This is a genomic window from Agarivorans sp. QJM3NY_29, from assembly GCF_050870835.2.
GTDB lineage: Bacteria > Pseudomonadota > Gammaproteobacteria > Enterobacterales > Celerinatantimonadaceae > Agarivorans.
The window spans coordinates 1,634,433-1,646,790 of record NZ_CP194036.2 but is presented as its reverse complement, the minus strand read 5'-3'; the positions used below and the strand labels follow the sequence as shown (position 1 = coordinate 1,646,790).

General features: G+C 44.9%; 12 protein-coding genes and 1 pseudogene. 12 read left to right on the top strand and 1 reads right to left on the bottom strand.

The genetic code is table 11. From position 1 onward, the window contains the following. Positions 1-100: 100 nt before the first annotated feature. Positions 101-925 (bottom strand): RNase RNM, encoded by an 825-nt coding sequence (rnm, locus tag ACRRS0_RS07525; protein ID WP_432453816.1) that lies wholly within the window; start codon positions 923-925, stop codon positions 101-103. Positions 926-1,164: 239 nt separating this feature from the next. Here rnm and ACRRS0_RS07520 point away from each other — a divergent pair, with 239 nt between their 5' ends. The 12 genes and pseudogenes from ACRRS0_RS07520 to ACRRS0_RS07465 all read left to right on the top strand — a co-directional run bounded on the left by ACRRS0_RS07520 (position 1,165) and on the right by ACRRS0_RS07465 (position 11,810). Next, the gene (locus tag ACRRS0_RS07520) at positions 1,165-2,748 is read left to right on the top strand and encodes an anthranilate synthase component 1 (protein WP_432453817.1); all 1,584 of its coding nucleotides are present in this window, start codon (positions 1,165-1,167) and stop codon (positions 2,746-2,748) included. Continuing rightward, on the top strand, positions 2,738-3,337 hold the full coding sequence (locus ACRRS0_RS07515; protein ID WP_432453818.1) for an aminodeoxychorismate/anthranilate synthase component II: 600 nt from the start codon (positions 2,738-2,740) through the stop codon (positions 3,335-3,337). Before ACRRS0_RS07520 ends, ACRRS0_RS07515 begins: the two co-directional genes overlap by 11 nt. Continuing rightward, the gene (gene trpD / locus ACRRS0_RS07510) at positions 3,337-4,341 is read left to right on the top strand and encodes an anthranilate phosphoribosyltransferase (RefSeq protein WP_432453819.1); all 1,005 of its coding nucleotides are present in this window, start codon (positions 3,337-3,339) and stop codon (positions 4,339-4,341) included. The genes ACRRS0_RS07515 and trpD overlap by 1 nt, the downstream gene beginning before the upstream one ends. Continuing rightward, positions 4,338-5,717 carry a bifunctional indole-3-glycerol-phosphate synthase TrpC/phosphoribosylanthranilate isomerase TrpF gene (trpCF, locus tag ACRRS0_RS07505; RefSeq protein WP_432453820.1) on the top strand — a complete coding sequence of 460 codons (1,380 nt, stop codon included), beginning with the start codon at positions 4,338-4,340 and terminating at the stop codon, positions 5,715-5,717. Before trpD ends, trpCF begins: the two co-directional genes overlap by 4 nt. Before the next feature lie 52 nt (positions 5,718-5,769). Next, positions 5,770-6,960, top strand: coding sequence for a tryptophan synthase subunit beta (gene trpB, locus ACRRS0_RS07500; protein ID WP_432453821.1), 1,191 nt, complete (start codon positions 5,770-5,772; stop codon positions 6,958-6,960). Next, positions 6,960-7,766, top strand: a complete 807-nt coding sequence (gene trpA / locus ACRRS0_RS07495; protein ID WP_432453822.1) for a tryptophan synthase subunit alpha — start codon at positions 6,960-6,962, stop codon at positions 7,764-7,766. Before trpB ends, trpA begins: the two co-directional genes overlap by 1 nt. A 71-nt stretch (positions 7,767-7,837) precedes the next feature. Continuing rightward, positions 7,838-8,401, top strand: coding sequence for a septation protein A (locus ACRRS0_RS07490; protein WP_432453823.1), 564 nt, complete (start codon positions 7,838-7,840; stop codon positions 8,399-8,401). Between the two features lie 2 nt (positions 8,402-8,403). Beyond that, positions 8,404-8,703 (top strand): YciI family protein, encoded by a 300-nt coding sequence (locus tag ACRRS0_RS07485; RefSeq protein ID WP_432453824.1) that lies wholly within the window; start codon positions 8,404-8,406, stop codon positions 8,701-8,703. Positions 8,704-8,834: 131 nt separating this feature from the next. Continuing rightward, positions 8,835-9,104 (top strand): ComEA family DNA-binding protein, encoded by a 270-nt coding sequence (locus ACRRS0_RS07480; RefSeq protein ID WP_432453825.1) that lies wholly within the window; start codon positions 8,835-8,837, stop codon positions 9,102-9,104. A gap of 211 nt (positions 9,105-9,315) precedes the next feature. Then, the gene (gene galU, locus ACRRS0_RS07475; RefSeq protein ID WP_432453826.1) at positions 9,316-10,212 is read left to right on the top strand and encodes a UTP--glucose-1-phosphate uridylyltransferase GalU; all 897 of its coding nucleotides are present in this window, start codon (positions 9,316-9,318) and stop codon (positions 10,210-10,212) included. Between the two features lie 115 nt (positions 10,213-10,327). Beyond that, positions 10,328-10,570, top strand: coding sequence for a hypothetical protein (locus tag ACRRS0_RS07470; protein ID WP_432453827.1), 243 nt, complete (start codon positions 10,328-10,330; stop codon positions 10,568-10,570). A gap of 223 nt (positions 10,571-10,793) precedes the next feature. Next, a pseudogene (locus tag ACRRS0_RS07465) lies at positions 10,794-11,810 on the top strand (IS630 family transposase). Positions 11,811-12,358 lie beyond the last annotated feature (548 nt).

Below are 12,358 nucleotides of genomic sequence, written 5' to 3'. Positions count from 1 at the left end.
CTAAAAATAAACGCTTTAAGTAACGAGTGATTACAGTGAGTACTTCGTTCACGTCATTGTTTTCGCACATTTTACTTTTACTGAATGGCCGGAGTGGGAATTACTTTGTTTGCCAACGTAACCAAATCGGTTGACACTTCTCTGGTAAGTGTAACCCCCGAGCCAACTCACGCCAAGTAGAAGGATGATGAAAATCAGAGCCTTGAGAAGAACTTAAGTGATGTTGTTCAGCTAAGTCAGCCAACCATGCCATTTGATCTTTCGACATCTGTGGCATCGCCACTTCTATACCGTCCCCCTCCACATCGGCAAACTCAGCGATCAGTTTTCGGATCCACTTATTCGACAAATCATAATGGGTTGGATGCGCCAATACCGCGACGCCACCGGCTTGATGGATAAGTTGGACCGCCTCTGCAATACTCATCCAATTATTCGGTACATAACCGATATTTCCACGACGTAGATATTTGTCGAAGACCTTATTAAAATTACTCGCCAGTCCCCGCTCCACTAACACTCGAGCAAAATGAGATCGAGTAATTGGTGCCTTACCAGACAGCACTTTAGCTTGCTCATATACTTGCTCAATCCCCGCCTTTGCGAGGCGTTTCCCCATTTCAATTGCTCTAATTTCACGCTTTTCCCGCTGCACCAGCAACTGCTGTTGTAGAACAGGATTCGTAATATCGATATTCAAGCCAACAATATGAATATCGAAAGCATGCCAAGCAGTGGAAATTTCGGTTCCAGCGATCAGCTCTAAATGTTTGGCCTGAGCTTGGGCAGCAGCAATGCCATCAGTCGTATCGTGATCGGTGATCGCTAGCATTTCGACTTGCATGTTCTCGGCGCGCATCACCAACTCCTCTGGCGTTAAACCGCCATCAGAAGCTGTTGTGTGACTATGCAAATCAAATCTCATTTAATTTCCTAAATTTTTTCTTGACTTAGTAAGGTCATTTAAAGTTAACTAATCTTATCAGAATGACTAAGGATAAACATGACAACTTTTCTTCTAACCAACAAATCTTGGTGGTGGCGCACTCCGAATTAGACGGGTGTGAGTTGTTGTATTTCCAATACATTGAACAGAACAACAAAGCCCGCTTAAAGCGGGCTTTTTTTATATTTGCGCTACGGCTTCACTAGGAGTAACGAACTATGGCTACCCCACCTAGGGTACAACTAAAGAATATCCAGATCGATGCCAGCTATGTGCATGATCCACTTAGTCTTTATCAAGAATTGTGTAAAGAAAGCCAACAAAATGTATTGCTTGAATCGGCGGAAATAGACAGTAAGGAAAACCTCAAAAGTCTCATATTGGCCGATGCAGCAGTTAAAATTAGCTGCCATGGACGAGAAGTGACATTTGTTGCTATATCACCCAATGGCGAGTCGGTCTTAGCCGACGTTACCGCGAATTTAGAACCATCGCTAATTACCCAGCAAACCTCAAAACAACTCGTCGTAGACTATCCCCTTCCGACAGCCAATTTAGACGAAGACTCTCGCTTAAAAGCCAGCTCTCCAGTTGATGCGTTACGTTTATTAGTCACACTTTATGGCTCGCAAACAGACTTCAATGAAGGCTTATTTATCGGTGGAGTATTTGCTTACGACTTCATTGCCAGCTTTGAACAACTGCCAACAGTTGCCGATAGCACCAATGCCTGCCCTGACTTTCAATTCTATCTCGCCGAAAGCTTGCTATTAATCGACCATCAACAGCAAGTGACCCATATTATCGGTTCACTATTCAATGACCACGAGAGCTCACGAATCACTCAGCGTTTAAGCCACTTGGCTGAATTATGTGAAACGGAGAACCACCAGCAAGAGTCAACGGTACCAACTAATTATCAAGCTAAAATAAGCACCGACATTAGCGACGCCCATTATTGCGAACATGTTGAAACCTTAAAAGACTATATTCGTCAGGGTGATATTTTTCAGGTCGTTCCCTCGCGCAGCTTTCAACTGGCCTGTCCCGATAGTCTCGCCGCTTACCGAGAATTAAAATTAACCAACCCCAGCCCTTATATGTTCTATCTACAAGATAGTGAATTTGTATTGTTTGGTGCTTCTCCAGAGAGCGCGATTAAGTATTGTTCCAATAGCCGGGATGTCGAGATTTATCCGATAGCAGGGACCCGCAAACGTGGCTTTAACCCCGACGGTTCTATCAATCGAGATTTAGATGGACGCTTGGAGTTAGAACTCCGTTTAGATAAGAAAGAGACCGCCGAACATATCATGCTGGTAGATTTAGCCCGCAATGATGTCGCCCGCATTAGTGAGCCGGGTACTCGTCACGTTGCAGACCTGCTCAAAGTCGATCGCTATAGCCATGTGATGCACTTGGTTTCGCGAGTTATCGGCACCTTGCGCAAAGATTTGGACGCACTACATGCTTACCAAGCGTGCATGAATATGGGAACTCTGGTTGGAGCGCCTAAAATTCGCGCATCAGAGCTAATTAGACAAATCGAGCAACAGCGCCGTGGTAGTTATGGCGGTGCAGTTGGCTACCTCACGGGGAAGGGCGATATGGATACTTGTATTGTGATCCGATCGGCCTTTGTCAAAAACCAAGTCGCTCATGTGCAGGCGGGAGCTGGTATTGTCTATGATTCAGATCCTCAAGCGGAAGCCGACGAAACCCGTAATAAAGCCGCTGCCGTATTAAATGCCATCGCTCGCGCCCACGGCTCAACCTTAAAGGATGTCAGCCATGACTCATAGTGTATTTTTACTCGATAATTTTGACTCTTTTACTTACAACCTAGTTGACCAGTTTCGCAGTCAAGGCTTAGATGTTCATATATATCGTAATCATTTAAGCGCTTCCGAGATCAAACAGCACATTGATGCCTGTCCAGATCTTCCTGTGTTAGTACTATCACCGGGACCGGGCAATCCACAGCAAGCCGGCTGCATGTTAGAGCTCATTGACTTATGCAAAGGGCAAGTGCCAATTATTGGGATCTGCTTAGGTCATCAAGCGCTGGTTGAAAGTTACGGCGGCGAGGTCGGTAAAGCAGAAGAAATTGTGCATGGAAAATCATCATTGATTGAACATGATAATCAGCTAATGTTTGAAGGTTTAACCAATCCGCTTCCGGTGGCGCGTTATCACTCCTTAGTTGCCACCAAAATGCCGACAGGCTTGACAGTAAACGCCCACTACCAACAAATGCCGATGGCCATTATCAATCAACAAGATAAAGTCATTGGTTTTCAATTTCACCCAGAGTCCATATTAACCAGCGAAGGCGCAAGTTTATTAGCTCGTAGCCTTGATTGGGCCACACAAGCAAAGGAGCAAGCATAATGCAGGCAATCTTAGAGCAACTTTATCAAGGGCAAAGCCTCAGCAGCGAGCAAGCGCAACAGGTATTTAGCCAAGTGATTCAAGGTGAAGTCGAGCCGATTGTGTTGTCTTCACTGCTAACGGCCTTAAAAATTAAAGGCGAGACCCCAGAGGAAATTGCTGGTGCGGCGCGCGCGCTATTGGCAAACGCAGCGCCGTTCCCAACGCCCGACTACCCCTTTGCTGACATTGTTGGTACTGGTGGCGATGGCTACAACACCATTAATATCTCGACTACTTCGGCATTTGTGGCGGCAAGTCTTGGAGTTAAAGTTGCCAAACACGGCAACCGCAGCGTCTCCAGTAAATCGGGCTCATCAGATTTACTGGCTGCTTTAGGCATTAATATTCAAATGACACCTGCAACCGCTCGACGCTGCTTAGACGAATTAGGTCTGTGTTTCTTATTTGCACCGCAATACCATGCTGGTGTCCGCCATGCGATGCCGGTACGACAAACCCTGAAGACCCGAACCATTTTTAATGTACTCGGCCCCCTAATTAATCCGGCTCACCCAACCATGGAAGTGATGGGGGTTTATGATCCAGCCTTAATTTCGCCAATTGCTCATACCTTACAACAACTGGGTATGAAAAAAGCCATGGTAGTACACGGCGCAGGTCTAGATGAAGTGGCCATTCATGGTCCCACTCAAATTGCCGAAGTAAATGGTGAAAGCATCCGAGAATATACCCTCGACCCCAGCGACTTCGGAGTAAAACAAGCTGCGATAGAAGCCCTTGAAGGCGGAACCCCAGAACAAAACAAAACCATCACCTTAGCTTTATTACAAGGTAAGGCCACAGAGGCGCAGCAAGCAGCGGTTGCCGTAAATGTAGCTCTGTTATTAAAGCTCGCCGGCAAAGCCGACAATGTCGGTCAGGGCGTAAATATGGCCATTGAAGAAATGGCTTCAGGCCGCCCCTTAGCGTTAGCCCACAAATTAGCGGAGATGAGTCAGTGAGTCATAATCAAAATCAAGCGACCATCTTAGATGAAATTGTGGCAGATAAAGAAATCTGGTTAGCCGAGCGTATGCAACGTCAACCCTTAAACAGCTTTATCAACCAAGTGGAGCCCAGTGACCGGAGCTTTTATCAGGCGCTATCAGGAACGCCTGCCAAGTTTATTCTGGAATGCAAAAAAGCATCCCCTTCGAAGGGATTGATCCGACCTGAGTTTGATTTAGATTTTATTGCTGGTGTTTACAAAAACTATGCGGCAGCTATCTCGGTATTAACCGATAGCAAGTACTTTCAAGGTGAGTTTGAATACGTCACTCAAGTGCGCGAACAGGTTTCACAGCCAGTATTATGCAAAGACTTCTTTATAGATGAATACCAAATTTACTTAGCCCGCTATCACCAAGCCGATGCCATTTTACTGATGCTGTCGGTGCTTGACGATAATGAATACAGCTTACTGGCAGACGTCGCGCATAAGCTTAAATTGGGTGTATTGACCGAGGTGAGTAATCAACAAGAACTAGAACGAGCAATTGCTTTAAATGCTAAAGTCATCGGCATTAATAACCGTAACTTGCGCGATCTATCGATCACTTTAGAACGGACTCCTGAGTTAGCCAAACAAATTCCAGAAGACCGGATCATCATTTCAGAATCAGGGATCTATAAACACCAGCAAGTAAGAGAACTAGCCAAATACGCCAACGGCTTTTTAGTCGGTAGTTCACTTATGAGCCAAGACGATGTCGATATGGCTTGCCGTAAACTGATCCTCGGTGAAAACAAGATTTGCGGTTTAAGCCGTGAACAAGACGTGATCGCCGCACATCAAGCTGGTGCCGTTTACGGTGGTTTAATTTTCGCCGAAAAATCACCGCGGCATATCAGCCTAGCCCAAGCTCGGCAATTAATTCAAGCCGCCCCACTCAATTTTGTGGGTGTGTTTGTCAATCATCCCCTCGAGGACGTTGCGGCCATTGCCAACCAACTACAACTGCATGCTGTACAACTCCATGGCAGCGAGGACGAACAGTACATTCACCAGCTAAAATCCCTATTGAATCACAGCTTAGTATGGAAAGCCCTCGCCGTTGCGACACAACTTCCCGAAGCCCCTAAAAATGCCGATAAGATCCTGTTTGATAGCAAAATCGCCGACCAATTTGGCGGCACAGGGCAAACCTTCGATTGGCAACTATTAGGTGAGCACAGTCAAGGTGCGATGTTAGCTGGAGGTATATCGCCAGACAACATACAGCAAGCGCTCACACTCGGTGCTGCGGGCTTAGATCTAAATTCTGGGGTAGAACAAAGCCCTGGCATAAAAGATGCCCACAAAATCGCCAGAGCGTTTCAACTAATTAGAGACTACTAAGGGAACCCCTTAGGTAATCATTCAACCCTTTAATGACGAATAAGAGCTAACAATGAGTAAATTAGATGCCTATTTTGGAGAATTTGGCGGGCAATTTGTCCCACAAATTCTAGTACCGGCGCTCGATCAACTCGAGCAAGCCTTTATCGATGCTCAGCAAGATCCTGAGTTTATCGCTGAGTTTAACCACCTGTTGAGTGAATATGCGGGTAGACCGACCCCACTCACCCTATGTCGTAACCTGACCAAGGGAACCAACACCAAGATCTACCTCAAACGTGAAGATTTATTGCACGGTGGTGCCCACAAGACCAATCAGGTACTGGGCCAAGCACTGCTTGCCAAACGTATGGGGAAACATGAAATTATCGCCGAAACGGGCGCTGGCCAGCATGGTGTCGCCACTGCGCTAGCCTGTGCCCTACTGGGACTCAAGTGTCGAGTATATATGGGCGCAAAAGACTGTGAGCGTCAAGAACCCAATGTATTCAGAATGAAATTAATGGGCGCGGAAGTCATTCCGGTACATAGCGGCTCATCCACCCTCAAAGATGCTTGCAATGAAGCATTACGAGACTGGGCAGCAAGCTATGACACCGCACACTACTTACTTGGCACGGCTGCTGGCCCACATCCTTTCCCTACCATTGTACGGGAATTCCAGAAAATGATCGGCGAAGAAGCCAAACAACAAATTCTAAAAGCCGAAGGCCGTTTGCCAGATGCAGTCATCGCCTGTGTCGGAGGCGGCTCGAATGCCATTGGCATTTTTGCTGATTTCATCGAAGAAAAAGGTGTACAGCTGATCGGCGTAGAGCCTGCGGGTAAAGGAATTGATACCGACCAACACGGCGCACCACTGAAGCACGGTCGTAAAGGTATGTTCTTTGGCATGCACTCTTTGCTAATGCAAGATCCTAACGGTCAGATTGAAGAGTCTTACTCCATTTCAGCGGGGTTAGATTTCCCATCAGTAGGGCCACAGCATGCCCACCTTAATTCAATCGGCCGAGCCAGCTATGAGTCAGCCACCGATGAAGAGGCCCTAGCAGCCTTCCAAACCTTGGCTGAAAGCGAGGGCATCATCCCAGCCTTAGAGTCGGCTCATGCTTTAGCATATGCTCTCAAGCTAGCGCAGCAAGATAAGAGCAAACAACAAATCTTGGTGGTCAATCTGTCGGGTCGTGGTGACAAAGATATCTATACTGTCGCAGATATCTTCGCTAAAAGAGGAGGCTTATAATGACACAACGTTACCAAAACCTATTTCAACGCCTAGCAGCCGATAAGCAAGGTGCCTTTGTCCCATTTGTAACTTTAGGTGACCCTGCCATGGAGCAATCACTCGCAATCATCGACGCCTTAATCGAAGGAGGTGCTGATGCCTTAGAACTCGGGATCCCGTTTTCCGATCCCGTCGCCGATGGCCCAACCATTCAAGGTGCCAACGTAAGAGCTTTACAAGCGGGCATAACCCCCCCCGATTGCGTAGCTATGCTCTGCCGAATTAGGGCCAAACATCCCGAGGTACCAATCGGTTTACTGCTCTATGCAAACCTCGTCTATTCAACTGGGATTGATAATTTCTATCAAAAGTTGGCCCAAGCAGGCGTAGATTCGGTACTAGTTGCCGATGTACCGATCCGCGAGTCGGCGCCTTTTAGAGCAGCCGCCAATAAACATGGCTTACAAAGCATTTTTATCGCACCGCCCAACGCAGATGATACGATCTTGAAAAAAGTTGCCGAATATAGCCAAGGCTACACCTATCTGGTTAGTCGAGCAGGCGTGACTGGCACCGAAACCAAAGCCGGTACGCCTGTGGGTAAACTACTCGACAAATTAAAACAGTACCAGGCACCACCGGCACTGCTTGGTTTTGGTATTTCAACGCCTCAACAAGTAACCGAAACAATTGCAGCTGGCGCTGCTGGAGCAATTTCTGGATCGGCAGTAGTGAAACTTATCGAGAATCATCTAGAGCAACCGACTCAAATGCTAACCGCGCTCAAAGACTTTGCCTCGCAAATGAAAGCCGCTACCGTTTAGGCGAAGAACTTGCTACTATCAAAAGCCGCTATAATTAGCGGCTTTTTATTTACCGCTAGCCCTGAGGAATTATGAAACAATTTTTCGAATTCATTCCATTGATCATTTTTTTCGCTGTATACAAAATGCAAGATATTTATGCAGCAACCTTCGCGTTAATCATTTCCACAGCGCTTCTCTTAGCAGCCTCTTACATAAAAAATAAAAAAATTGAGAAGATGCATTTAATCTCCTTTGTCTTGATCTTGGTTTTTGGTGGTCTCACGCTAATTCTACGCGATGATGACTTTATTAAGTGGAAACCCACAGTGATCAATTGGCTATTCGGTTTAGTCTTATTAGTCAGTCAGTTTGTTTTCAAAAGTCCCTTAATCAAAAAAATGCTTGGTAAGGAGATGACGCTTCCTGAATCCATATGGGGTAAAGTGAATGTTGCTTGGGCTCTTTTTTTTATGAGCTGTGGCACGCTTAACCTCTACATCGCTTTTAACTTTTCAGAAGACTTCTGGGTGAACTTTAAAGTATTTGGATTACTTGGGCTAACCTTGGTATTCACCGTTGCAACTGTTGCTTATCTGTATAAACATCTCCCTAAAGAACAGCAGCAATCGCTATCGGAAAAAGAGGATAATTAAGCATGTGGTATGTAATTTTTGCTGAAGACGTAGAAAATAGCCTAGAACAACGCAAACAAGCCAGACCCGCCCACTTAGCACGACTGCAAGCACTGGTAAATGAAGGACGACTGCTGGTCGCAGGCCCAAACCCAGCGATTGATGCAGAGGATCCTGCTGAAGCTGGATTCACCGGTTCAACAGTTATCGCCGAATTTCAAAACTTGGAGCAAGCCGTCGCTTGGGCAAATGCCGATCCATATGTCGAAGCCGGCGTATACGCTAAGGTCATCGTGAAACCCTTCAAGAAAGCACTTCCTTAAAAGATCCCTAGGCAAAGTCTACTGCCTAGCTTTCTACTAGTAGTACATATCTAAATAACCCAATTGAGTGATTTGTTATTTAACTATTTATTCTAAGGTTAACCATGGTTTAAGCACAAAAGGAGCAAACCATGAGATTGATCCAAAGACTAATTCTAATATTCTGTCTTGCTAGTATGAACTACGTTTATGCCCAAGAAACAAACCAAGTATTAAACCTAAATACCGCCAACTCCGAACAACTAGTGACACTCAAAGGCGTAGGTAAAAGTAAATCATTAGCTATCATTGAATATCGTCAAACCCATGGCAACTTTAAGAACATTGAACAAATTGTCTTAGTACCAGGGATCGGAGAAAAAATTTACTTGGATAATAAAGATAATCTATATGTCGAGTAAATTAATGATTTAGCCTTTCGATACAACACTCGCCCTTGACCCCGCTATCAAACAGCTATTCAAGGGCGAACTTCATCTTTAAGTTAATGTTCTCAAAGAAATTTTATTAATTCGTGTAAAGCCTCCCCATTTCTTAACAAACTCAATTTTAATTGTCATTTCTCCGTGCTAAAGTGCGCTGCATTATTCCTCCCTATTCAAGGAACTGAGTATGACTACATCAGTCAAAAAAGCGGTACTACCGGTAGCCGGTTTAGGCACCAGAATGTTGCCCGCCACTAAAGCCATCCCCAAAGAAATGCTGCCCATCGTCGATAAGCCATTGATCCAATATGTAGTCCAAGAAGCAATAGCGGCAGGCATTAAAGAAATAATTTTAGTCACTCATTCTAGTAAAAACTCTATTGAGAATCATTTTGATACCAGTTTTGAATTAGAAGCTACCTTAGAAAAAAGGGTGAAACGACAATTATTAGAAGAAGTTCGCTCTATTTGTCCAAAAGATGTCACCATCATGCATGTCCGCCAAGGTGTTGCTAAGGGCCTCGGGCACGCGATACTGTGTGCACATCCGCTGATTGGAGATAATCCTTTTGCGGTATTGTTACCTGACGTAATTCTAGATGACTCTACATCGAACTTAAAAACTGAAAACCTCGCTGACATGGTGAACAAATACAACCAAACGGGCTCTAGTCAAATCATGGTTGAAGCGGTTGCTAACGAAGATGTCAGCAAATTTGGGATTGTCGATATTAATGGCAATAATATCAAACCCGGTGAATCGGCTGATATGGTAGCCACCATTGAAAAACCAAACATCGCTGATGCGCCATCAAACCTTGCTGTCGTTGGACGTTATGTTTTATCTGCGCAGATATGGAAAGAGTTGGCCAAAACGCCACCTGGCGCCGGAGATGAAATCCAACTCACCGATGCAATTGCAAGCTTGATGGAAAAAGAAACAACCCAAGCTTATTATATGCTGGGCAAAAGCCACGACTGCGGTAGCAAGTTTGGTTACTTAAAAGCCATCGTAGAGTTTGCGCTACGTCACCCCGAACTCAAAGATCGCTTTCAAAACTACCTAAAGGAACTAAAATTATAAACGCAGATTCACTGGAAAATAATCGTAATCAGTGATAAATATGTAAGTAGATGTGGAAAGCATCTTAACTAAGTCATACAATGACATAGTTATACAATTTATACAGGGAAATTTCATGAAAAAATTAGTTTTAGTCGCAGCTGCCGCTTTGGCAATGTCTGGTAATGTATTTGCTGCTGAAGCAGCAGCTGGTGCAGCTGGTGCCGGTGGCGCTGCTGGCGGTGCTGCTGGTGTAACTGGCGCAGTTGTTGGTGGTGTTGTAGCTACTACCGCTGTAGTTGGTATCGCATCAAACCAAAGCAATGATAGTGTAACTGGTGGTACTTCTACCTCTACTAGCACTTCAACTGCTCAGTAATTATTAAGCAGTGAAATAAAGAACGAGCTTTAAGCTCGTTTTTTTATGTCTGTTGCCTCAATAAGCAGTTAACAATTACCCGAATAATCTCTAAGGGTTTTAATGTAAATTCTAAACTCTAGATATTCACCCTCATATGTAAGAACTCGAGGCTGCTGATCTAATAACAATTGCACTAACTATCCGATCTAATAGCTTATCGCTCATTCAAGTACTTATCCGCTTGCATACACCTGATGAACTGAAACGACTCTTTAAAAAAACCTCAGATCCTAGATTAAAAATTCGCTTCATGACTATCTACCCCTTTAAGCGTGGCTACAAGCGCACACAGATAGCGGAAGTGCTTGGAGTAGCCAAAGGCAGGTCAGCAAATATTTTATAGAAGAACTCCACTCTAAAAGTTGTCCTGGAAGGCCTAACAAACTATCAGCTCCTCAGCTCGACACTCTCAAACGATTCATTCATTGAAGACAACGCTATCAAGAAGGGTGGAGGACGACTCATTGCTGAAGATATTCGCTTATACATTAGCCTCCAGTTTGGTATTCCTGACCAATATAGAAATATTTACCGACTCCACCATGCACTTAGATTTAGTTGGATAACCAGCCGTTCCAAGCACCCAAAGCAATCGCAAGAGGCTCAAGAAGCTTTTAAAAAACTTCCTTCTGGAAACGATCCTTCACATCCCCGGACATCAAGCGCTTGAGCATATGTCGATGTTTGGTTTCAAGACGAAGCGAGATTTGGTCAACAAAATCAGACAACTAAAATTTAGGCTGCAAAAGGGAGTCGGCCCAGAGCGGTTAAACAGCAACAGTTCGACTACGGTTACATTTTTGGAGCGGAATGCCCGGGGAATGGAAAGACGGAAGCATTGGTTCGCCCTTGGGTGAATAAAGAGGTGATGGAAAAACACTGACAGCAAATTTCAGAGGCAACACCAGCCGGTAGACATGCAGTGGTTATCGTAAACGGTGCGGGTTAGCACACAAGCGATACGGCCTTTGCCTTTTCAAATCTCATTTTAATCAAGTTGCCGCCGTACTCACCAGAATTAAATCCGATAGAGCAAGTTTGGCAATGGCTGCGTCAACGCTGTTTGTCTAATCGCATGTTCAACAATTATAAGCAAATTGTGGAACAAGTTTCACGCGCATGGAATACCTTTAGGAAGGATACAGAGAGAGTCACTCATTTGTGTCAGAGGGAATGGCCAAAGTGTTCAATTAATTAATGCAATTGGTATAAATGCTCTCGTCTTGGTGAAAGATGATGTGAGCGTCCAAATTCTTCCCGAACTTCCTACGCAAGAGTCCGCAAGAGTCGAAGTCTAGAAAGCAAAAAAGCCTTTCATACCCTGAAAGGCTTTTTCATATAGTGAAAACTGCATTTATCTGATTTATCGCAGGATCAGACTTCAATTTTCGCAGCCCGCATCATCATGAACACCAGTTCATCTTGGCTGCCCTTGCTAAATCTCAGACATAAAAAAAGCCTATCCGTAAGGATAGGCTTTCTCTCAATCGGTGTCTGGCAATATCCAGCCTACTTTCACATGGTTTGTTCATGAACATCGGTTCGCCTTGGCTGCCCTTGCTAAATTTCAGACATAAAAAAAGCCTATCCGTGAGGGTAGGCTTTCTCTCAATCGGTGTCTGGCAATATCCAGCCGACTTTCACATGGCTTGTTCATGAACATCGGTTCGCCTTGGCTGCCCTTGCTAAATCCCAGACATAAAAAAAGCCTATCCGTAAGGATAGGCTTTCTCTAAATCGGTGTCT

Bases quoted from the DNA above. Each gene is read 5' to 3' on its own strand.
- galU (WP_432453826.1), top strand. From the start codon at position 9,316: ATGACTACATCAGTCAAAAAAGCGGTACTACCGGTAGCCGGTTTAGGC.
- ACRRS0_RS07490 (WP_432453823.1), top strand. From the start codon at position 7,838: ATGAAACAATTTTTCGAATTCATTCCATTGATCATTTTTTTCGCTGTA.
- trpA (WP_432453822.1), top strand. From the start codon at position 6,960: ATGACACAACGTTACCAAAACCTATTTCAACGCCTAGCAGCCGATAAG.
- ACRRS0_RS07485 (WP_432453824.1), top strand. From the start codon at position 8,404: ATGTGGTATGTAATTTTTGCTGAAGACGTAGAAAATAGCCTAGAACAA.
- ACRRS0_RS07470 (WP_432453827.1), top strand. From the start codon at position 10,328: ATGAAAAAATTAGTTTTAGTCGCAGCTGCCGCTTTGGCAATGTCTGGT.
- trpD (WP_432453819.1), top strand. From the start codon at position 3,337: ATGCAGGCAATCTTAGAGCAACTTTATCAAGGGCAAAGCCTCAGCAGC.
- ACRRS0_RS07515 (WP_432453818.1), top strand. From the start codon at position 2,738: ATGACTCATAGTGTATTTTTACTCGATAATTTTGACTCTTTTACTTAC.
- rnm (WP_432453816.1), bottom strand. From the start codon at position 925: ATGAGATTTGATTTGCATAGTCACACAACAGCTTCTGATGGCGGTTTA.
- trpB (WP_432453821.1), top strand. From the start codon at position 5,770: ATGAGTAAATTAGATGCCTATTTTGGAGAATTTGGCGGGCAATTTGTC.
- ACRRS0_RS07520 (WP_432453817.1), top strand. From the start codon at position 1,165: ATGGCTACCCCACCTAGGGTACAACTAAAGAATATCCAGATCGATGCC.
- ACRRS0_RS07480 (WP_432453825.1), top strand. From the start codon at position 8,835: ATGAGATTGATCCAAAGACTAATTCTAATATTCTGTCTTGCTAGTATG.